Here is a 20,925-nt window from a genome sequence, read left to right as displayed (position 1 = left end):
CAGAGCGAAAGGCAGCAATGGTGTACAGATGGGAAACGCCTGCCAGCATCTGGCAGGAAGACGAGGCAAGCGGCGAATTCGCCCTGCTCGCCAGCGAGGGCCTGGGCCCGGTCGACTGGCAGGGCCGCGCGCGCCAGCGCCTGCCCGACGTTGCCCACGTGCTCGGCGCCTCGCTGCCCCTCGATTGCCGCTGTGCGCCGATCTATCCCGAAGGCTTTGCCTATTGCCCGCGCTGCGGGCGGCCGCTGCTGCGCCTTGCCGGTACGCCGGCGCGGCGACATGGCCACCCCAGCGGGTGGTGGGGACCGGGCGGCGACGACCTGCTGCCGCGCCACGTGCCGCACGGCTTGCCGGTCACCTCGACGCCGCTCGGCGACAGCCTCGAAGAACGGCCGCCCGCACCGACGCCGGGCCGCTGCGACCTGACCATGCCGGCGCCGCCGAATGCCTGCTCGGTGTTCGCCGCCGCCAGCTTCGGCTTTCCCGGCGAACGCCTGCTGGCGCTGGCCCATACCCGCGGGGTGCTGCAGTACTGGGATCCGCTGGGCGCCAGCTGGCATGTGCTCACGCCCGAGGCGGGCGCCGCCAGCCTGGTGTTCACCGCGTCCAGCCACGCCTGGATCCCGGCGCCGGACCCGCGCCGCGGCGAGGCCGGCGTGGTCCCGGGCCAGGACGGCCTGCAGCGGCTGTGGATCGACCCGGTCAGCGAAACCTACCGCACCGAGAGCGTGCTGGCCGCGCCCATCGTGGCGGCGCCCGGCCTCATGCGGCGCCACCTGGCCTGCCTCGCGGGCGGTGTTGATGGGGTGCGCCTGTGGTGCAGGCGGCTCGACCTCGATGAAGTGCAGGAATTCGCCTGCCCCGACGCGCCGGCCGCCGGCTGGAGCCGTCCGCTCGGCTACGACGGCCGGCTGTTCTGGCTGCACGCCCAGGGCCAGCTCGCCTGGCGCCCGGGCGAAGCGCCGCGCTTCTCGCCCTGGCCGCTGCACTGGCAACCGCGCCTGGAGTTCGGCGGGCCGACCCAGAGCCGCGACGGCCGCCTGTGGCAGATCGGGCACGACGGCCAGGGGTATTCGTGGCTCGAACTCGGCGCCGGCCCCGACCACCTGCCGGCGCGCATGGCGATCGATGGCGCGCGCCTGGGTTTCGCCAACTTCCTGTTCCGGCGCGGGCATCCGGTGCTGGACGAGCCGTGGTCGAACGAGCACGTCGAAGACCCGCACCACGACGACACGCTGGTGCTGCCGCTGCTGCGCAGCTTTAACAATAACCGCAGCCAGCCGAGCGGCCTGGTGCTGCGCTTCCACAAGGCGAACTTTCGCGCCGAAGAAGCGCTGGGGAGCGGAGAAAATGCGCGCACGCTTGCGCGAGTGATCCCGCGCACCACCGTCGAATGGATCGGGCGCCGCAACGTGATCCTGGACGAGATCGCGCGCCTGGCCCGGCCGCTCGAGTGCGTGCCGGTGGTGGCGGGCGGCTGCCTGTGGCTGCACCACCCCGACTGGAACCAGATGCGCGGCTGGCGCCTGGACGAGCTGGCGCGATGAAGGCCATCGCACGTCCGTTGGCGGCGGCCCTGCTCGCCTGTGCCGCAATGAGCGCGCCGCCGTGCGCCGCCGCTGCGGCGCCTTCCGTCCCCCACGTTTTCCTGGTCCAGAACTCGGGCTGGATGGAGCCGTTCTACAGCGACCCCGGGTCGCCTTTCAAGCCGCTGGTGGCGGCGCTGGCGGGCAGCGTGGTCCAGCCGGGACAAGCGCTGGTGCTGGCAAGCTTCAATCAGTCGCTGCCTGGCGCGCCGTCGCCGCGCGCGCTGCTGTCGTTCAAGGCGGGCGAGGAACCGGTGGGCGAGCGCGTGGCGCAGGCCATCGCCGGCCTGGACACGGCGCGTAAGCCCGGCGGCGCGGCGCTGGCCGACACCGACCTGGGCGAAGCGGTGCGCGCCGCGACCGGGCAAGTGCTCCAGGGCCGGCCCGGCATCGTCTGGCTGGTGACCAACAACCGCAACAGCCCCGACAACGACCAGGCCACGGCCACGCGCAACCGCGAGTTCTATGCGCTGATCCACGGCGGCGACGCGATCACGAAAGCGCTGGCCTTCCCGCTGCGCATGCCCGTGCAAGGCAGGCATTACAGCGCGAACGGCCTGATGGTGTATGCCTTCGCGGTTGGGGCGCAAGGCGCGGCGGCGCTCGATGCGCTGCTGGCCTCCGGACGCATTGCCCGGGTGATCACCGAGCCGCCGGCACGCCTCAAGCCGCTCGACCGCGACACGGTGCGGCTGGCGCCGCGCCGCGTCGTCGATGCGCCCGGCGTGTCGTTCGCCTCGGCTGCCGGCGGCGTGCTGCGCGCCGACGTTGCCCCCGATGCGCGCACGCCGCAGGCGCGTATCGAATGGAACCTGGAAAACACGATGTATCCGTACACGATCAGTTCCGCCACCCTGAGCGCGCGCTCGACGCTTGCGGGCGAAAGCCGCCCGATCGCGCTCGATGCGGCGCGCGTGCGCGCGCTGGCGCCCGGCCAGCCGTCGCCGCTGGGTTCGAGCATGGCGCTGCCAGTGGCGCAGATTCCCGACAAATGGTCGCTGGCCGCGCTCAAGTCCGCCGGCTCGGCCTATGTGCTGCCGGGCCGCATCGAGCTGCACCTGGCCGACCAGAAGCTGATGCTGTCGCAGGCCTTCCGCCAGCGCATGGCGGCGCTGTTCCCGGGCGACCCGCTGCCGGACATCTTCATCCCGCCGGCGCGGGTGCAGGCGTCGACCGCGGTGCTGCCGCTGGAGGTGCGCGTCCATTACGGCATGGGGCCGCTGCTGGCGCTCGTGGCGGGCCTGTTGGCGCTGCTGGCGCTGTTCGCCGGCGGCGCCTGGGCCTGGACCAGGCCGCGTACGGCGCAAGTGCTGGTGGATGAAGAAGCGCGCACCTTGCGCGGCCGCCCCGGCACCACCCAGCCGGTCCACGACCGCCATGGGGAGCAGGTCGCGCAACTGAAGACAACGCTGTTCGGCCATCGGCTGCTCGATGTGCGCGAAGGCGTGCAAGTGCGGCTCGGCCGCCCATGACAACGAAGGAAATGACCATGCAGGCAACCCAACCACCGACAGATGCGCCGTCGCCCGCCGATCCCGGCTTCAAGCTGCCGGAGGAATCCGCTTCGCCGCAGGGCGCGCGAGGGGAGACCTTACCGCAGACCTTACCGCAGACTCTGCCAGACACCGCCGCCCGCCCGGTCGAGGTGATGCCGGTGGATCCGCACACCTTGCCGGTCGCGGACACGTCGGACCGCGACCTGGCCATCGGCGGCATCGTGTTCCTGGTCCTGCTCAGCGTCTACTTCTTCGTGCGCGGCGCCTATGTGCACCACCTGGTGAGAAAACGCGTGGCGCCTTCCTCGGCCGGCAACGCGGGCTGGCTGCTGTTCGTCGGCCTCGGCTTCCTGTCGGCGGCGGCGGTGCTGGCCATCATCAATGCCAGCCGTTTCCTGACCTTCGCCGTCACCGGTCCGCTGGTGGCGGTGGGCGTGGTGGCGCTGGTCGCCTCGCTGTTCATCGGCCGTCGCTAAGAGAGAGTCCCCATACCATGGCAGAATTCCCGCATCCCTCCGGCGTCAACACCGGTCCAGCCGAACTGAAGGTCGACCTGCGGCCAACCTTGTTCATCGGCGCCGGCGGCACCGGCATGGAAGTCATGATGCGCATCCGGCGCCGCATCCTGTCGGCGGTCTGGAACCGGCGCCATCCGACCCGGGTCGAGTCGATCGCCGACTTCCCGGTGGCGCGCTTCCTGCACTTCGACCTCGACAACAATGCCGTCATCGACGAGGGCAAATCGCAGCGCACCGATCCCTGGTACGAGCTGGTGCGCCTGACCGACGAGGAACGCCTGGTCGAAGCGCTCGACCTGCCGCAATACCACGAGTCCGACGACAGCCTGGCGCGCTTTCCGCTGATCGAGCGCTGGATGCCGCTGCGGCCCAAGAAGCTGCGCTCGCTCGGCATCGATCCGTCGAAGGGCGCGGGCCAGATCCGCGCGCTGGCGCGGCTGTACCTGTTCGACAAGTATCCGAAACTGCGCGGGCGCATCAAGGGCGCGCTGAACTACCTGAGCAGCAATGCCGGCATCGAGCGCAAGGCGAACTACCAGCGTCTCGGGCTGCAGGTCGATACCTCGAAATTCAGGATCGTCGTCATCGCGTCGAGCGCCGGCGGCACCGGCGCCGGCAGCGTGCTCGACCTGGGCTGGCTGGCCAAGGCGATCGCGCGCCAGGAAGTGTCCGACAGCCAGGTCGACCTGGTGCTGTTGATGCCTTCCGGTTTCGCCAAGGCCAACAAGGAGCGCACCGAGGCCAATGCCTACGCCACGCTGATGGAACTCGAGACGGCGATGCGCGACATGAACGCCAATATTACGTGGCAGGAGCCGGACAGCATCGCGGGCCGCGGCGCGCCCTACGACGACGTGTATTTCGTCGACACCGCCAACCTGGCCAACAAGGCCACGCTCGACGTCAAGGACGTCTACCAGATGGTGGCCGATACGCTGTTCGAAGACTTCGCCTCGCTCGATTTTGCCAACCGCAAGCGTTCGGTGGCGGTCAACCAGCAGCAGCACAAGCTGGGGCCGTACAACCCGCGCGTGCCCGAGGCGCGCTTCGGCGACATGCGGCTGTCGTATTCGAAGGCGTACTCGAGCTTCGGCCAGTCGGTGCTCGACACCCAGCAAAGCCTGCATGAGGACATCCGCGCCTATGAACTGGCGGCGCTGATGGTGAAGGCGTTCTTCGGCCTGGCCGGCAGCGATGGCGCAGGCGGCGGCGATGCGGCGCGGCGCGCCGGCGACGCCGAGCGCGACGCCTTCATGCGCGAGCAGATGGAGATGGCCGAGCGGCCGTTCGACGAGTTCCCCGACCTGCGCAAGGGGTCGGTGGACGTGACGCCGTTCACCGAGTACGCGCTGACCGGCGCGCTGCTGCTGGACCGCGACGGCCGCTCGCTGCTCGAGCGCGTGGAGAGCCGGGTCCAGCTCGAGATCGACCGCATCATGGCGTCCTACGACGTCAAGCTGTGGCGCGAAAAAGTGTCCGAACTGCTGCCGCAGCTCGAACGCGACGCGATCCGCGAGGCCGGCGCCACCGCCGAGACGAGCGAAGACCGCATCAAGCGCCAGACCGGCGAGCTCCTGGGACGCCTGCAGGGCAGGGTGCGCGCGCGCCTGTACGCGCTGCTCGACGACCGTCGCCAGGGCGGGTTGGAATTCGTGCTGTCGCTGCTGGAGCAGGTCAAGGCGCGCCTGTCGCAGCGCGACCTGCTCCAGGCCGAGCGCAATGGCCGCCGCTACCGCGACATCCGCGACGCGTTGCGCACGCGCCAGGTCGAGGAATCGCTGAACAACCTGGGCCAGGCCGCCGGCCGCCTGTTCGGCAAGGAGCCGCAGGCGCGCGAAGTGATGGGCCACCTCAGGCGCGACCTGGCCGATTACCTGCGCTTCCACCTGCTGGCGGTGGCGGCCGGCCAGGCGATCGAGGTGATGCGTTCCTTGTCCGGCTGGCTGGGCGATCCGCAATCGCTGGATGAACAGGGCCAGGCGCAGTGGAGCGGCATCGCCGGCGAATTCCAGGAGGGCCGGCGCGCGGTGCAGGCGATGCTGGGCGCGGTGGACCAGCGCATCGGCCAGCTGCGCGCCGACGCGCGCCAGGAACATGCGACCACGATCAAGCTCGGCGCCGACGTGACCCCGGCGCCGGTACGGCTGGCCGGCGACACCAGCATCTGGAGCGAGGAAGTGCTGCTCGAATTCGGCGGCTCGGCGCGCCTGTTCCCGCAGCTGGGCGACGAGCGCCTGCGCGCCGAGCTGCTGCTGAAACTGTTCCGCCGCGCGCAACTGCAGCTGTCGAGCCAGGAGCTGGCCCGGCAGGAGCCGGCCGATCCGCTGCTCGAACGTCTGTCAAGCCTGTCGCCGCAAGAGCGCCAGCGCATCTTCGCCGAGTGGATCCGCAGCGCGATGCCGTGGGTGAATGCGCGCTTCTCGGCCGAGTTCACGCCCAACGCCGACCAGTTCAAGTGCTTCATCGGCGTCGGCGACCCGATCGCATGGCGGCGCATGGAAGCGGAAATCCGCGCCGCCGTGCCTACCGGTTACTTCCATGGCGAGCTGGTGTCGATCGTCAACACCGGGGAGAGCGGCAGGGCGGTCTGCTATATCGAGCTGTCCGGCTACCCGATGACGGTGCTGCGCGGCCTGCCGACCTGGCGCGCCTCGTACCAGCTCGAGAACCCGAAGATCCCGACCCACCTGCATTTCGACGCCACGCGCTTTCGCCATCCGATCTCGCCCTCGATGGACGAGCTGGGACGGCTGGCCGACGATGTCGAATGGTTTCTAGAGGCGATCGCGCTGGGCGTCATCCGGCGCAAACCCGAGCTGGGCGACCGCGAGGCGGCGTTCCAGCCGCGCGGCCAGTACCTGTTCGAGGTCGAAGCGGGTTCCGGCGAGTGGCTCCAGGTGGGCAACGAGTTCGCGATCCGTTCCAACGGCCTGCCGCCTTACTATCGCGAGGGGATCATCGCGGCCGTCCAGGCCCGCCTGGCCGATCTCGGCCCGCAGCGGTTGATGCTGCTGGCGGCGCTGATGCGCTACTACCAGCTGCGCGTGTACGAGCCGCGGCTGGAGGTCGATGAAACCGGCGCCCAGCTGCCATCGCCCTCGCTGCCCAACATCACCGCGCGCCGCTTGTACGACGGCTGGATCCGGCGCGCGCAGGCGCTAGACCCGGCCCTGGGGCCGGCGCGCATCGACGCCCTGCTGGTCCAGGTCGAACGCTGGACCGAAGCCGTCCCCGGGTCGAGCCAGGACGCCTACAGCTGGGAAGTCGAGCGCGCGGTCGACAAGCGCGTGATCCCGCCCGCGCTGCTGGCGGACGAGGATGCGGCGGCGCAGGCGCTGGCGCGGCCGCTGCTGGCCCCACCGCCGCTGGCCCCGCCGCCGCTGCCGGGCACGACGCCGCGCTTCAAGCTGTTCGTCGACGGCGCCCAGCGCGGGCCGTTCACGGTCGACGAAGTCGCGGCGCAGGCCGCGCGCGGCGAGATCGGCCACGCCACGCGCGCCTGGGACATGCGCTGGCATCCGAAAATCGGCAAGTGGAGCACGGTGGGCGAGCTGCCCGAACTGGCGACTGCGCTGGCGGCCGCGCTTGGCCGGACGCGCGACGACGGGATACCCGATCCCGACGACGGCGTGCCGGATCCGGACTAGGACCAGGAGCAAGCATGGAGCAAGCCCAGTCCCTCCACCGCTGCGTGAACGTCGGCTGCGGACGCACCTTTGCGCGGCGGGTCGACTTCTGTCCGTGGTGCGGCGTGGCGCAGCAGGGCGCCGCGGCGCCGATGGTGCCGATGGTGCCGATGGTGCCGATGGTGCCGATGGTGCCGATGGTGCCGATGGTGCCGATGGCGCCGCCGAGCCTGGCGAAACGCCCGGAGGCCGCGGTCCCGTCCCCGGTCGCGGCGCCCGCACCGGCTGCCGCGCGGCCGGCGCCGCCAGCGCCACCGAAGCCGCTCCCACCGTCGCCACCGCCGCCTTCACCGCCTGCGCCGCCGCCCATCCGCCCGAGCGCTGCGCCGCCGCCCATCCGCCCGAGCGCCGCGCCCCGGCCGGCCCCACCGGCGCGCAAGCCGATCCGCCTGCGCTGGTGGCTGATCACCCTGGCCATGCTGTGGCTGGCCTGGATGCTGACCAAGCCGACCCAGGCGCGCATCGAGCGCCGCATGAACGCGGCGGTCACGCTGGCGAAGGAATGCAAGCCGAAGGAGGCGCAGGACGAGTTGATCGCGCTGCGCAAGACGCGCGCCAGCGACGCGCAGCTGCGCAAGGTGCAGGACGGACTCAATGCCGCGGCCGCCGCCTGCACGCGCGAGGAGCGGCGCCGGCGCAGCCATCCGCTGGCCGATCCGACGCGCGGCGGCTGACCCCGCAGGCGCGTCCACGCCGGATGGCCCGGTGTATCATGGACGGCGTCGAGAAAACCGCAAGGAGCAGGGAATGAAAGCAACCATGACCAGGGCGCTGCTGGTGCCGGTGATGCTGGTGGCGCTGGCCGGCTGCAGCCGCGACGAGGACGGCGCCGGCCCGGCGGAGCGCGTCGGCAAGGCGCTGGACGAGGCCAGCGCCAGGGTGACCGATTCGGTGCAGGACGAGCTGGCCAGGGTCGACGACGCGGTCGACGAGGCGCGTGACAAGGTCAAGGACGCGACCGAGGAAGCCAGCCGCGGCCTGGACCGCGCGACCGAGGAAATCGGCAAGTCGGTGGAACGCACCGGCGAGAAGATCCAGGAAACAGCGGACGAGATCAAGCAAGCCGACTGAGGGCGCCTCAAGAGCAGCCCGCACCCCAGGCCGCGCCCCTGCGTGGCTCCCTGGCCCTGCCAGAATCGGCCCACGGCGATGCCTGCGGCTCCCACCCGATCGCCGTAGTGGCGATCCGGGCATCAGGCGGCGCCGGGCTGACCGTCGACCAGCCCTTGCCCGGGCCGCTGGCGCCAGTTCGGTTCTCCATCGGCTATCGCACCGGGAACATCCGCCTCGTGCCGGTGTACGGCACGGCCATCGAACGGCCAACCTCGTGACCAAGTTGTATCCAGAGGTAACGCGATACATACACCACATTGGTCCGTATCGCGCCGCGTATGGCGCGCATCGTGCCGACAACGCGCCATGGCCGACCGGCGGGCCGCCGGGCCCGCGCGCCGCGGTTACAAGCGCTTACGTATCGGCGTTCAGCTCGCCTTGTCATTGGTGCTACATTTCTAATACGCAATTCATTGAGGAATTGCGAATCAGACCAGATAGAGGACATCATGAAAAAACTGATCATCACGCTCGCAGCCACCGTCGCTGCCATCGGTTCCGCACAAGCCCAGACCGTCGTCGCCGACGGCGGCGTGGCGCGCCCTTATATCGGCGCCGCCGTGTCCGGCGCCAAGAACCAGACCACGGACGACTGGCAGGCCGGCGGCAAGATCTTCGGCGGCTATCAGATCGACCAGAACTGGGCGGTGGAAGTCGGCCACTCGCGCTTCGGCAACGAAGACTTCAACGTCACGTCGGCGCCGGGATTCCCGGATGCACGGGTGAAGAGTTCGCGCACCTATGCTGCGGCAAAATACACGATGCCGGTGAACGCCGAACTCTCGGCTTACGGCAAGCTGGGCGCCTCGTATAACGAAACCAAGACCTCGTTCATGGGCGACAGCTATACGAATCGCGACACCGGCGCCTATGCCGCGCTGGGCGTGCAATATGCGCTGGCCCCGAACGTGGCGCTGTTTGGCGAATACGAACGCTACGGCAAGAAGAAGGACATGGGCGCCAAGGCCGACGTCGTATCGGTGGGCCTGCAGTACGGCTTCTGATACGCCACGAAATAACGCCACAACCACGCGCCGCGAAACGCTCAGCCGTTCGCGGCGCGCGGCAGGTCGCGCTCTCCCATCACGACCGACAGCTCGACCTGGCCGGCGCGCCAGGCATGTTCCAGGTTCTGCTCGATCGCATCGATGCTGGCCAGCCTGTCGTCGGCGAAGCCGCGCACGCCATACGCCCGGTTGCGCCCGTGCGACTTGGCCAGGTACAGCGCCATGTCCACCAGGTTCACCACCCGTTCCCACGCCAGGCGCTGCTTGCCCACCGACAGCGGGAAGGGCGCGTAGCCGATCGACACGTTCACACTCAGGGCCGTGCCGCCATGGTTGATGACGGTCGCGCCGATGCCGGCCAGGATGCGCTCGGCCACCTCGTCCAGGCCGGCCTTGCCGGCCGGCGCCGTCGGCAGATAGGCCAAAAATTCCTCTCCGCCCCAACGCACGATCATGTCGGTTTCGTGCAGGATGTCGCACAGGCGCGCCGCGATCGTGGTAAGCACCGCGTCGCCGGCCGCGTGGCCATGGGTGTCGTTGATGCTCTTGAAGTGGTCGACGTCGAGCAGGAACAAGGCGCCGCCCGGCGCGCCGTCCGCTGCTTCCTGCGCTTGCGGCGGCGTGCGCATGTACTCCAGGAAGTGACGGCGGTTGTATAGTCCCGTCAGCGGATCGCGCACGCTCTGCTGCTTGAGTTCGCGGTTCTTTTCGTGCAGCTTGGCGTTGGCCTGGCGCACCTTGCGGTACAGCAGGCCGACCACGGTTGCCGCCAGCGCGAACACCGCGACCACCAGCCACCACACGCGCTGCTGCAGGCGACGGTTGTCGATTTCGGTCGACTTGATCAGGTTTTCGCTGCGCAGCAGCTCGATCTGGCGCTGCTTCTTGTCGCCCTCGTATTTTTCCTGCAGGTCGAGCATCGCCTTCTGGCGGCGCCGCTCGAACAGCTCGTTCGAGATCTTGCGTTCGCGGTGATAGGCCTTCAGCGCGCCGGGCAGGTCGCCGGCGCGTTCCAGCGCCAGGCCGTATTCGACCAGGGCGGTCTGCAGTTCCGGCTTGTTGCCGATTTCTTCGTAGCCGGCCATGCCCCTTTCGATCTGGCGCTTGCCCTCGGCCAGGCGGCCGGTGCCGAGATAGGCCTGGCCCAGGTTCAGGTGCGCGGTGGCGTCCAGCGCGCGGTCGTTCAGCGGATGCGCCGCGGTCACGGCCTGTTCGCCGAACGAAGCGGCGTTCACGAAATCGCCCGTCTTGAGATAGAAGTCCGACAGGTTGATCAGGGACACCACCACCCGTCGCTCGGCGCCGATCGAACGTTCCAGCGCCAGCCCTTCCTGCAGCGCCTTCAGTGCGCGTTCGGGCTGGCCGGTGTCGATCGCGAGCCCATATTCGGCATTCCTGATCGTTGCCATGCGGCCCGGCGACTGCGCCTTCTCGGCGGCGGCCAGCGCCTCGTCGAGCAGGCCGAAGCCTTTTTCGGGCTCGCGCATCTTGGTGTACAGGCGCACCAGCGCATTCAAGGCCATCACGACGTGGACCGGATCGCCTTTCCGGCGCGCCAGCGAGGTCGCCGCCTGCAAGCGTTCGAGGGCGAGCGGCAGGTTGCCGTCCTCGGCATACGATTCGCCCGAGGAAATCGTCGCCCTGACGCGCAGGTCGATGTCGTCGGTGGCATTGGCCAGCTTTTCGGCTTCCCAGATCAGGCGGTGGGCCTCGCCGGGCCGATGCTGGGCGAAGGCGGAATACCCCTGCAGCAAGAGACCCTTGGCCAATGCGCCCGCATGGTCGTGTTCGCGCCCGATGGCGATCAGCTCGTTCGCGAGGGCGAACGACTGGGGATGGTGCCCCAGGAGGTGGCGCGCCATCGCCAGCTGGTTCAGGAATTCGACGCGTTGCGCAAGCGGCGCGGCGCGCGCTTCGCTTTCGAGCGCTTCCAGCTGCGGCAGCGCGCGCTCGGGGACGAAGCGGTTCAGTTCCCGGATCTCGGCGATGCGCTGGTCCAGCGGCGCGGCGTCATCGGCGAACGCCAATGCCGACGCCACGCACAGGGCCAGCGCCAGGGCGTGGGAGCGGGAGCGCGCGAATGCGCGGTGCAGAACAGCGAACATGCCGGTAATCGTCGCGCCGAGTGTTCCGGCGGAAGTTGTTTGGTTCATTATATGGCTGTTGCAAAGAGGAAATTTCACTTTCTCTTTAAATGTCACAAAAATGACACAGGTGCCCGGCCAATGGCGCGCCCATGCGATTGATCCAGAAAGCCCGCCAATCCGGGCGAACCGAGCGGGCGCGCAGGCCGTCGCCAGGAAGCAAGGAGTCGCCGCTCCGCCCATGCCGTCGCTCGGTAAAAACACACATGATTTGTTGGACGAACGGTGCGATCCCGTTTTACCTGCCCTCCTATACTGGCTGCACGACATCGATGAGGAGACGGGCATGTTGAGATCGCCATGGGCCAGGTGGGGCGCGGCGCTGGGCTTTGCCCTGGGCGGCTTTTTTGACGGCATCCTGCTGCACCAGATCCTGCAGTGGCACCATCTTCTGAGCCTGGTTCCCGGCATCGACGACCTGCGCCTGCAGGTGCTGTGGGACGGCTATTTTCACTTGCTGATGTACGTCGTCGCACTGGCTGGCCTGTTCGGCCTGTGGCGCGCGCAGCGGCGCGGCCCGGTTGCCTGGGGCCGGCCACTGGCGGGCGCGCTGCTGGTGGGGTTCGGCGCCTGGCATGCGGTCGACGCGCTGCTCTCGCACTGGCTGCTCGGCATCCACCGCATCCGCATCGACAGCCCGAATCCCTTGTCGTGGGATCTGCTCTGGCTGGTCGCGTTCGGCATCGCGCCGCTGGCGCTGGGCTGGCGCTGGCTGCGCCGCCAGGGCGGCAACGATGGTGGCGAAGGCGAAGGCGAAGGCGGGGGCGGGTCGCATCGTGCGACCTCGGCTGCGGTGCTGGCCCTGCTGGCTGCCGGCACGGCCGCCGCTGGCGCCTGGGCGCTGATGCCGCCGCCGGGGCAGGACCTGACCACCGTCGTGTTCCACCCCGGCGCCGGCCCGCGCGAGGTGTTCGCCGCGCTCGACGCGGTTGACGGTCGCCTCGTATGGAGCGACCGCGCCATGGGTGTGGTGGTGATGGCGGTGCCGCAATCGCGCCGCCTGGACCTGTACCGGCACGGTGCGCTGCTGGTGAGCGGCGGCGGCGCGGCGGCCGGTTGTTTCAGTTGGAGCAGGATCTGACGACCTGCGGCGCAGTCGAGGCAGGGTGGACGGCGCAGCCGGCCGCGCGCCCGGCCCGCCCTACACCGCGATCTGCTGCAACAGATACAGCCGCTGGTACAGGCCGCCCTCGATCCGCATCAGTTTCTCGTGCGCTCCAGCCTCGGTAATCTTGCCGTGGTTGAGCACGATGATGCGGTCGGCGTCGCGGATCGTCGACAGGCGGTGCGCGATGGCGATGATGGTCACCTTGCCGCGCAACTCTTCCAGGGCCTCCTGCACGATCTGCTCGGTGGCGCTGTCGATGCGCGAGGTCGCCTCATCGAGCAGCAGGATGCGCGGCTCGCCCGCCAGCGCGCGCGCGATCGCGATCAGCTGCTTCTGGCCCGACGACAGGCGCGACCCGCCTTCGCCCAATTGGGTCTCATAGCCGTCTTCCAGCGCGGCGATGAAGTCATGGGCGTGCGCCGCGCGCGCCGCCGCCTGCAGGCGTTGGAGGGGCAAGCCGCGGCCCATGTCGATGTTCTCGCGCGCCGTGGCGGCCAGGATGAACGGATCCTGCGGCACCAGGCCGACCTCGTTGCGGAAGCGCTCGTTGCCGATGCCGGCCAGCGGCAGGCCGCCGATCTCGATGCTTCCCTTGTCGGCCACGTAGTAGCGCAGCAGCAGCGACAGCAGGGTCGACTTGCCGCTGCCGGTGTGGCCCACGATGCCGAAGAAGGCGCCTTGCGGCACGTCGAGCGACAGATCGTGCAGCACCGGCTGTCCCGGCGCGTAGCCGAATTCGACGTGGCGTACGCGCACCGCCGGCGCGCCGGCCACGAACGCCGCTTCGTCGTGGGCACGCTGGGGGTCGTGTTCGGGCGCGCCCGCTTCATCGAGCAGCGTGTTCACGCGCGCCGCCGCCACCACCGCCTGCTGCAGGCCGCTGAACTGCATCGTGATCTGGATGAGGGGTTCCACCACGCGCGCGATATAGCTCACGAACGCGTACAGCACGCCCACCTCGACCGCGCCGACTTCGCGCTGGCCGAAGGCGAAGATCACCAGCGCCAGCAGGGCCACGTTGAGCAGGTCGAGCGCGGGCCGCAGCAGGAAGGCGTTGGCGCGCAGCTCGGCCACGCGCGCCGTGTAGTGGCTGCGGTTGGTGCCCAGGATGCGCTCGCCGAAACGCGCTTCGGCATTGCTGGCCTGTAGCACGCTCATGCCGCCGATCGACTCGGCCATCTGGGCATTGATGTCGCTGCGCAGGGCCCTGGCGCGCGTGACCGCCGGCGCCGACAGGCGCTGGTAGAGCCAGACGATGCCCACCACCGCCGGCACCAGGGTCAGCACGATCAGCATCAGGCGCCAGTCGAGCCAGGCCATCGCGATCATGGTGCCGACCAGGACGATCGAGTTGTCGAGCATGACGTACAGGACCTGGATGTACAGGGTCTTGACCGCCTCGGTGTCGTTGGTCACGCGGCTGACCAGCTGGCCGGTGATGGCGCGATCGAAGAAGGCCATCGGCAGGCGCAGCACATGGCCATAGACCCATTCGCGCAGGCGCTGCACCGAGCGCATCGCCAGGCCCGACAGGCGGATCAGCTGCAGGTAGCGCACCCAGCTCGAGATCCAGCCGGTGAGCACCAGGCCGCCCAGCAGCAGGGCCATCTGCGTCCAGTCGAGGTGGCGCGGCAGCAGGTGGTTGTCGATCAGGGCCTTGCCCAACAGCGGGCCCACGACCTCGAAGGCCGCGGCCAGGATCAGCCACAGCGTGGCGACGGCCAGGTGGCGTTTTTCGGGCGCGGCGGCGCGGCGCAGCAGGCGCGTGGCGAGCTTCGCCTGGTTGCGCAGCTCGCCGCGCTCCACGGATTTCTCCAGGCTTGCGTCAGATGGCATCGAGGCTGGCCTCCAGTTGTTGATAGCGCCACTGGCTGGCATACCAGCCATCCAGCGCGAGCAGTTGATCGTGGGTGCCGGCTTCGACCACGCGACCGGCCTTGAGCACGACGATGTGGTCGGCCGCCACCACGCTTGATAACCGGTGGCTGGCGATGATGGCGGCGCGTCCCGGCTGCGCCCGGCGCAGCTCGGCCAGGTGTTCGAGGATGCGCGTCTCGGTGCCGGTGTCGACCGCCGACAGGGCGTCGTCCAGCAGCAGCAGGCGGCTATCGGCCAGCAGCGAGCGCGCGATCGCGACCCGCTGGCGCTGGCCACCCGACAGCGTGATGCCTTTTTCGCCGACCGGGGTGTCGTAGCCGTGCGGGAAGCGCAGGATGTCGTCGTGGATGTCGGCCATCCGCGCCGCCGCGATCACTTCGGCGCGCGAGGCGCCGGGACGGGCCAGCGCGATGTTCTCGGCGATCGAGGCCGAGAACAGGAAGGATTCCTGCGGCACCCAGCTGGTCGCGCTGCGCAAGGCCGCCAGGCGATAGGCCTCGAGCGGCTGGCCGGCCCATTCGACGCGGCCGGCCTGCGGCGTGGCCTGGCGCAGCAGCACCCGCAGCAGGGTCGACTTGCCGGAACCGGTCGGGCCGACCAGGCCCAGGGTCTGGCCGGGCTCGAGCCGCAGCGACACCGCGTCCAGCGCCGGCTGGCGCGGATCGGCTTGCGCTGCGCCGTAGGCGAAGGTGACCTTGTCCAGCACCAGCGCGCCCTGGCCGACCCGTTCGATCTCGCCGTTGTCCTCGACCGAGAGCGGGGCGTCGAGCAGCGGTTGCAGGCGCGCCAGGCCGGCGCGGCCGCGTTCGATCAGGGTCAGCACCCAGCCGGCCGCGAACATCGGCCAGATCAGCTGGCCCAGGTACATCGTGAAGCTGGTCAGGGCGCCCACCGTGAGCTCGTTCTGCCACACCAGGTAGCCGCCCAGGCCGAGCGTGAGGCCGGTGGCGGCGGTGAGCGTGAGGCCGACTGCCGGCTCGTAGGCGGCTTCCCATTTCTGCGCCGTCAGGCTGGCTTGCGCCGCATTGCCGGCCAGCTCGCCGAACTGGCTGGCGCTGCGCCCTTCGAGGCCCAGGGCGCGCAGGGTGCGCACGCCGGACAGCGACTCCTGCACGTGGTCGTTGAGCTTTGAAAAGCGCTTGAGCGCATCGCCTTCGGCGGTGTGGATGTGGGTCGAGATGTACCAGAACGCGAGACCCATCAGCGGGAACGGCAGCAGCGCGACCAGGGCCAGGCGCCAGTCGACGCCCAGCATCATGATCCCCAGCACCATCGCCAGGGTCAGCGTGCCGTCGAAGGCGGCCAGCAAGGCTTCGCCGGCCGCCATCTCGATGGCGTCGATGTCGTTGGTGGCCAGCGCCATCAGGTCGCCGGTGCGCTGGCGCCCGTAGAAGGCCGGGCCCTGCGCCGCCAGGCGCGCGTACAGGCGGGTGCGCAGCTCGACGCCCAGGTCGTAGGCGGCCGAGTACAGCCGGATGCGCCAGCAGACCCGCAGCACGTAGATCGCCACGCCCAGCGCGGCCAGTTCGGCGATCCCGAGCAGCAGGTCGTGCTGGCCGAGACGGTTGGCGGCGAGGGCGTCGACCATGGCGCCGACCTTGCGTGGGATGAGGACGGTGCAGATCGCAACGCCGACCAGCATGACGGCCGACGAGGCATAGGATCGCCAATGCCGGCGCACGAAGCCGCCGATCAGCGTGGACAAACTCATTCGACTTCCTTGGAAATGCGCCCGAAAAAAAAAGCGGGCCAGAGCCCGCTAGTGTAGTCGTTTTGCCTAGTCGGCGCATTTCGCGGCGTTATTCGCTCATGCTGTCGCCGATCCTATTTGCGGCGCTTCGACGACGTGCCGATGCGGGTGACCGTGGTCGAATTCTTGTCCTCGACCGGGGCTGCGAGCGGTTGCGGCGTCGCGGCGGCCTTCGAGGCGCCCTTGACGGCGGCCTTGGCAATTGGCTTTTGCTCGGACACCGGAACCGGCTCGTCGAGGACGGTCGCCTGCACCTCGGCCGCCGTCGCCATCGGCTCGGCCAGCTCGACCACGAGTGGCTCTGGCGCAAAAGCCGGTTCGGATATCTGCTCGGCGGCCTGCTTGACCTGCTCGGTGACCTCTTCGGTGGCCTCTTCGGTGGCCTTGACGGTAGCCTGCACGGCTTCCTGCGCGGCTTCGGTGATCGGCGTTTCCTGGATCACGGGCGCGACGAAGGCCGGTGGCGCGGCCTCGGGCGCGATCGTGCGCAGGCCGTATGGCTGGGCATTGGCGGTGATGTTGGCCAGTTCGCGGCCATAATCGAACAGGCTGCGCACCTGTTCTTCGGCGTGGGTGCGCAGCACCAGCAGGTCGCGCGGCTGGGTCGCCCCGATCAGCTGGCGCAGAGTGTGCGACGAGCGCTCGACCGAATCGCGCGAGGCCGACAGATTGAGCGAGATGAGACGGCTGGCGTTGTCCAGCGCCTGCGTGGCAAAGGTATTAAAAAAGCGGAACTGTGCATCCAGCTGGGCGCTCAGTTGCCTGGTAGATGCTGCGGACAATTGCTCGGGAAGTGAAGTCATGGGATTTCCTATCGTCAGTATGGCGCGCTGCAATATCGTGCAGTGTACCTACGATTCGTGGGTGTTGCAAAGCACAAAGGGGGCTTATTTATAGCGGGTAATATTGCATTGCAGCATTGCTTGATATTTCTCAAGGACTATGTCCCTGAATTGCTACAATTTGGCGATGAATAGGAGTTGACATGGATCTCGTGATTCGCAACGCGACGTTGCCTGATGGCCGGCGCGACATCGACATCGGCATCGCCGACGGCCGCATCGCCGCTCTCGCGCCGCGGCTGGCTGCCAGGGGAGCGCGCGAAATCGATGCTGCCGGCGATCTGGTCAGCCCACCCTTCGTCGACGCCCATTTCCACATGGATGCAGTCCTGAGCTATGGCTTGCCACGCGTGAACCGCAGCGGCACCTTGCTCGAAGGTATTGCGCTGTGGGGCGAGCTGAAGCCGGCGCTGACCCAGGACGCCCTGGTCGAGCGCGCGTTGCGCTATTGCGACTGGGCGGTGGCGCGCGGCCTGCTGGCGATCCGCAGCCACGTCGACGTCTGCGATGACCGGCTGCTGGCGGTGGAAGCCCTGCTGGAGGTCAAGCGCCGGGTGGCGCCGTACCTCGACCTGCAACTGGTCGCTTTCCCGCAAGATGGGCTGCTGCGCAGCCCGACCGCCTTCGGCAACCTGAAGCGTGCGATCGGCATGGGGGTGGACGTCGTCGGCGGCATCCCCCATTTCGAGCGCACCATGGCGCAGGGCGCCGAGTCGGTGCGCCTGCTGTGCGAGTTCGCGGCCGAGCGCGGCGTGCGGGTCGACATGCACTGCGACGAGAGCGACGACCCGCTGTCGCGCCATATCGAAACGCTGGCGCAGGAGACCCTGCGCCTCGGCCTGCAGGGCAGGGTGGCCGGCTCGCACCTGACCTCGATGCATTCGATGGACAATTATTACGTGAGCAAGCTGCTGCCGCTGATCGCGGAAAGCGGCGTGGCGGCGATCGCGAACCCGCTGATCAACATCACCCTGCAGGGCCGCCATGACACCTATCCCAAGCGGCGCGGCATGACCCGCGTGCCCGAGCTGATGGCGGCCGGGGTCGACGTCGCCTTCGGTCACGACTGCGTGCTCGATCCCTGGTATGGCATGGGTTCGGGCGACATGCTCGAAGTGGCGCACATGGGCCTGCACGTGGCGCAGATGACCGGGCTGGAGGCAATGCAGTCGTGCTTCGACGCCGTCACCGCGACGCCGGCGCGCATCCTGGGGCTCGAAGGGTACGGCCTGGCGCCGGGCTGCCATGCCGACCTGGTGATCCTGGACGCCGGTTCCGCGGTCGAGGCGATCCGCCTGCGCGCGGCGCGCCGGCTGGTGCTGCGGCGCGGCTGGGTGGTGGCCGAGGCGCCGGCCGCCGCCAGCCGCCTGTATCTCGATGGGCGGCCCGACGGCGTCGACTTCAGGCTGCCTCAGGGTAACACTCAGGGCACCAAACTCGCAAACCAGGATGCACCGTGATTATTTGTGAGATTTCAGGCAAAATAACTGACCGCCGGGTTTTGGCATTTGCATACTGACCGTTGTGAGAGAGATCGACATCCGTCCCGCCGTCGAAGCCGACTTCGAGGCGATCTGGACCATTTTTTGCGCCCACGTGGCGGCCGGTGAAAGCTATGTCTTCACCACCGCGACCACGCGCGAGGCCGGCCATCATTACTGGCTGGGCCAGGGCGTGCACAGCTTCGTCGCCGTGAGCGCGGCGGGGCGCGTGCTGGGCATGTACCGGCTGGCGCCGAACCAGCCCGGACGCGGCCACCATGTGGCCAACGCCTCGTACATGGTCAGCCCGTCGGCGCAGGGCGCGGGCATCGGCCGCCTGATGGGCGAACACAGCCTGAACGAGGCGCGCCGCCAGGGCTTCCTGGCGATGCAGTTCAACCACGTGGTCAGCACCAATGCCGCCGCCATCGGTCTGTGGAAGAAACTGGGCTTTTCCATCGTCGGCACCCTGCCCAAGGCCTTCCGCCACAAGCGCCTGGGCTATGTCGACGCCTATGTGATGTACCAGCTGCTGCAGGATCCCGACCATTGGCCCACCGCGGACGAGTAGCGGACGGTAAATAAAGCGGTATGATCTCGGCCATGACCAGGATCCTCGACACCGACCGCCTGCGGCTGCGCCTCGCTACCCCGGACGACGCCCCGTTCTACCTGGCGCTGGTGAACGACCCCGCCTTCATCGAGCACATCGGCGACCGCAAGCTGCGCACCGTCGCCGCCGCGCGCCGCGCCCTGGACGAAGGACCGGTGGCGATGCAGGAGAAATACGGCCATTCGCTGTACCTGGTCGAGCGGCTGGCGGACGGCGCGCCGCTCGGCTTGTGTGGCCTGGTCAAGCGCGACACCCTGGAGCACGTGGACATCGGCTACGCCTTCCTGCCCGAGCACCGCGGATGCGGCTACGCCTTCGAGGCGGGGCAGGCGGTGGTGCGCCTCGCGGTGCGGCTGGGCATCCGGCGCCTGGCGGCGATCGTCGCGCCCGACAATGCGGCCTCGATCGCGCTCCTGCAGCGCCTGGGCCTGCGTTTCGAACGCCGCGCCACCCTGGCGCCCGGCCAGCCGCCAGTCGATCTCTACCTGACCGATCTGGAGGGTTGAGTAGCGCACCTTGCGCGGGTATTGACGGTGATACGATGAGGCATCCACAACGCCTGCTTACCGAAACGAACTCCAATGCCATTCACCGAGCCGCCGCCAGACGCCCATTTCTACATTGTCCTGAATGCGGGATCCGGGCATTCCGAAACCGAAGAGCGAATCTCGACGATCCGCGAGGTCATGGACAAGTCGGGCCGGGTCTGCCACCTGGAAGTGGTCGAACACCCTGACCGGCTGGAAAACATCGCACGCGAGATGGCCGGCAAGGCGCTTGCCAACGACGGCGTGCTGGTCGCGGCCGGCGGCGACGGCACCATCAACACGGTTGCGCACCAGGCGGTGCTGGCCGGCTGCCTGTTCGGCGTGCTGCCGCAAGGCACCTTCAATTATTTTGGTCGCACCCACGGCATCCCGGAAGACCTCACCGAGGCGGTGTACGCGATGTTGCGCGCCGAGGTGCGGCCGGTGCAGATCGGCATGCTCAACAACAAGATCTTCCTGGTCAATGCCAGCGTCGGCTTGTATCCGGCGCTGCTCGAAGAACGCGAGCACGACAAGCGCGAATATGGCCGCAGCCGCTTCGTCGCCTTCCTGTCGGCGGTCAAGATGGCGCTGCGACCCCACCGCCATCTGCGCATCACGCTCGAACTCGATGGCAAGGAAAAACGCCTGCAGACCACGACCTTGTTTGTAGGCAATAATCGGCTGCAGATGGAGCAGATCGGGATGGAAGAGCTGACCGAGGCGGTGGAAGAGGGACAGCTGGTGGCGCTGGCGCCCAAGCCGATGGGCAAGCTCGGCCTGCTGGGCCTCTTGATCCGCGGCGCTTTCGGCAAGCTCGGCGCGGGCGACGACGTCGTCGCCTTTGCGTTCAAGCGCATGACGGTGCGCACGCCGTCGTTCTATGGGCGCAAGCGCCTGAAGGTGGCGGCCGATGGCGAGGTGAGCAAGATGGCGACGCCGTTCGAATTCCGGGTGCTCGAAGGGCGGCTCAAGCTGCTGGTGTCCGAAAAAGGACGCGGCAAGCCGCGTCCCGTCGAGGGCTCGTTCGAGACTGCGTGATCCCGACGGTTATGGGCACCTCGAAAACCGTCGCGAGCGGCAGCAGTTTCGGTCGGGCCGCGCAGGTCGAGAAGCGCAGCTGTACTGGAGTACAGCGAGCATCGGCGACCGGCGGGGCCCGGCCCCAACTTCCAC

General features: G+C 68.7%; 17 protein-coding genes. 13 read left to right on the top strand and 4 right to left on the bottom strand.

Going from position 1 to position 20,925, the window contains the following annotated elements; translation table 11 throughout:
* Nucleotides 1–17: 17 nt before the first annotated feature.
* The 8 genes from ABIB38_RS16770 (at nucleotide 18) to ABIB38_RS16735 (ending at nucleotide 9,403) form a co-directional block, all read left to right on the top strand.
* Nucleotides 18–1,547 (top strand): hypothetical protein, encoded by a 1,530-nt coding sequence (locus ABIB38_RS16770; protein ID WP_429205530.1) that lies wholly within the window; start codon nucleotides 18–20, stop codon nucleotides 1,545–1,547.
* Nucleotides 1,544–3,058: a hypothetical protein gene (locus ABIB38_RS16765; RefSeq protein ID WP_429205528.1), complete on the top strand. Its 1,515-nt coding sequence runs from the start codon at nucleotides 1,544–1,546 to the stop codon at nucleotides 3,056–3,058. The genes ABIB38_RS16770 and ABIB38_RS16765 overlap by 4 nt, the downstream gene beginning before the upstream one ends.
* 17 nt (nucleotides 3,059–3,075) lie before the next feature.
* Nucleotides 3,076–3,558 (top strand): hypothetical protein, encoded by a 483-nt coding sequence (locus ABIB38_RS16760; RefSeq protein ID WP_429205527.1) that lies wholly within the window; start codon nucleotides 3,076–3,078, stop codon nucleotides 3,556–3,558.
* Between the two features lie 17 nt (nucleotides 3,559–3,575).
* Nucleotides 3,576–7,247 carry a tubulin-like doman-containing protein gene (locus tag ABIB38_RS16755; protein ID WP_429205525.1) on the top strand — a complete coding sequence of 1,224 codons (3,672 nt, stop codon included), beginning with the start codon at nucleotides 3,576–3,578 and terminating at the stop codon, nucleotides 7,245–7,247.
* Nucleotides 7,248–7,261: 14 nt separating this feature from the next.
* Nucleotides 7,262–7,960, top strand: coding sequence for a hypothetical protein (locus tag ABIB38_RS16750; RefSeq protein ID WP_429205523.1), 699 nt, complete (start codon nucleotides 7,262–7,264; stop codon nucleotides 7,958–7,960).
* A gap of 73 nt (nucleotides 7,961–8,033) precedes the next feature.
* The gene (locus tag ABIB38_RS16745; RefSeq protein WP_429205521.1) at nucleotides 8,034–8,357 is read left to right on the top strand and encodes a hypothetical protein; all 324 of its coding nucleotides are present in this window, start codon (nucleotides 8,034–8,036) and stop codon (nucleotides 8,355–8,357) included.
* On the top strand, nucleotides 8,354–8,617 hold the full coding sequence (locus ABIB38_RS16740) for a DUF6130 family protein (RefSeq protein WP_429205674.1): 264 nt from the start codon (nucleotides 8,354–8,356) through the stop codon (nucleotides 8,615–8,617). The genes ABIB38_RS16745 and ABIB38_RS16740 overlap by 4 nt, the downstream gene beginning before the upstream one ends.
* Before the next feature lie 231 nt (nucleotides 8,618–8,848).
* Complete coding sequence (locus ABIB38_RS16735) at nucleotides 8,849–9,403, top strand: porin family protein (RefSeq protein ID WP_429205519.1); 555 nt, start codon at nucleotides 8,849–8,851, stop codon at nucleotides 9,401–9,403.
* Nucleotides 9,404–9,444: 41 nt separating this feature from the next.
* On the opposite strand, the gene ABIB38_RS16730 is transcribed toward ABIB38_RS16735, so the two are convergent.
* Nucleotides 9,445–11,511, bottom strand: coding sequence for a tetratricopeptide repeat-containing diguanylate cyclase (locus ABIB38_RS16730; RefSeq protein ID WP_429205517.1), 2,067 nt, complete (start codon nucleotides 11,509–11,511; stop codon nucleotides 9,445–9,447).
* A 325-nt stretch (nucleotides 11,512–11,836) separates the two neighbouring features.
* Here ABIB38_RS16730 and ABIB38_RS16725 point away from each other — a divergent pair, with 325 nt between their 5' ends.
* Entirely contained in the window at nucleotides 11,837–12,631 is a 795-nt protein-coding gene (locus tag ABIB38_RS16725) for a DUF2243 domain-containing protein (RefSeq protein WP_429205515.1), read from the top strand.
* Nucleotides 12,632–12,691: 60 nt separating this feature from the next.
* On the opposite strand, the gene ABIB38_RS16720 is transcribed toward ABIB38_RS16725, so the two are convergent.
* The 3 genes from ABIB38_RS16720 to ABIB38_RS16710 form a co-directional block, all read right to left on the bottom strand.
* Nucleotides 12,692–14,494, bottom strand: coding sequence for an ABC transporter ATP-binding protein (locus ABIB38_RS16720; RefSeq protein ID WP_429205513.1), 1,803 nt, complete (start codon nucleotides 14,492–14,494; stop codon nucleotides 12,692–12,694).
* Complete coding sequence (locus ABIB38_RS16715) at nucleotides 14,484–16,247, bottom strand: ABC transporter ATP-binding protein (protein WP_429205511.1); 1,764 nt, start codon at nucleotides 16,245–16,247, stop codon at nucleotides 14,484–14,486. The genes ABIB38_RS16720 and ABIB38_RS16715 overlap by 11 nt, the downstream gene beginning before the upstream one ends.
* Nucleotides 16,248–16,360: 113 nt before the next feature.
* Complete coding sequence (locus ABIB38_RS16710; protein ID WP_429205510.1) at nucleotides 16,361–17,089, bottom strand: phasin family protein; 729 nt, start codon at nucleotides 17,087–17,089, stop codon at nucleotides 16,361–16,363.
* A 182-nt stretch (nucleotides 17,090–17,271) separates the two neighbouring features.
* Here ABIB38_RS16710 and ABIB38_RS16705 point away from each other — a divergent pair, with 182 nt between their 5' ends.
* The 4 genes from ABIB38_RS16705 to ABIB38_RS16690 all read left to right on the top strand — a co-directional run bounded on the left by ABIB38_RS16705 (nucleotide 17,272) and on the right by ABIB38_RS16690 (nucleotide 20,790).
* Nucleotides 17,272–18,588 carry an amidohydrolase family protein gene (locus ABIB38_RS16705; RefSeq protein WP_429205509.1) on the top strand — a complete coding sequence of 439 codons (1,317 nt, stop codon included), beginning with the start codon at nucleotides 17,272–17,274 and terminating at the stop codon, nucleotides 18,586–18,588.
* A 64-nt stretch (nucleotides 18,589–18,652) separates the two neighbouring features.
* The gene (locus ABIB38_RS16700) at nucleotides 18,653–19,180 is read left to right on the top strand and encodes an N-acetyltransferase family protein (protein ID WP_429205507.1); all 528 of its coding nucleotides are present in this window, start codon (nucleotides 18,653–18,655) and stop codon (nucleotides 19,178–19,180) included.
* Between the two features lie 32 nt (nucleotides 19,181–19,212).
* Nucleotides 19,213–19,728 (top strand): GNAT family N-acetyltransferase, encoded by a 516-nt coding sequence (locus ABIB38_RS16695; protein ID WP_429205506.1) that lies wholly within the window; start codon nucleotides 19,213–19,215, stop codon nucleotides 19,726–19,728.
* 75 nt (nucleotides 19,729–19,803) lie between these two features.
* Nucleotides 19,804–20,790: a diacylglycerol/lipid kinase family protein gene (locus tag ABIB38_RS16690; protein ID WP_429205504.1), complete on the top strand. Its 987-nt coding sequence runs from the start codon at nucleotides 19,804–19,806 to the stop codon at nucleotides 20,788–20,790.
* The last annotated feature ends 135 nt before the right edge of the window (nucleotides 20,791–20,925 follow it).

This window comes from Massilia sp. UYP11, assembly GCF_050434805.1.
GTDB lineage: Bacteria > Pseudomonadota > Gammaproteobacteria > Burkholderiales > Burkholderiaceae_D > Telluria.
The sequence above is the reverse complement of the archived record's forward strand: the minus strand, read 5'-3'. Positions and strand labels throughout refer to the sequence as shown.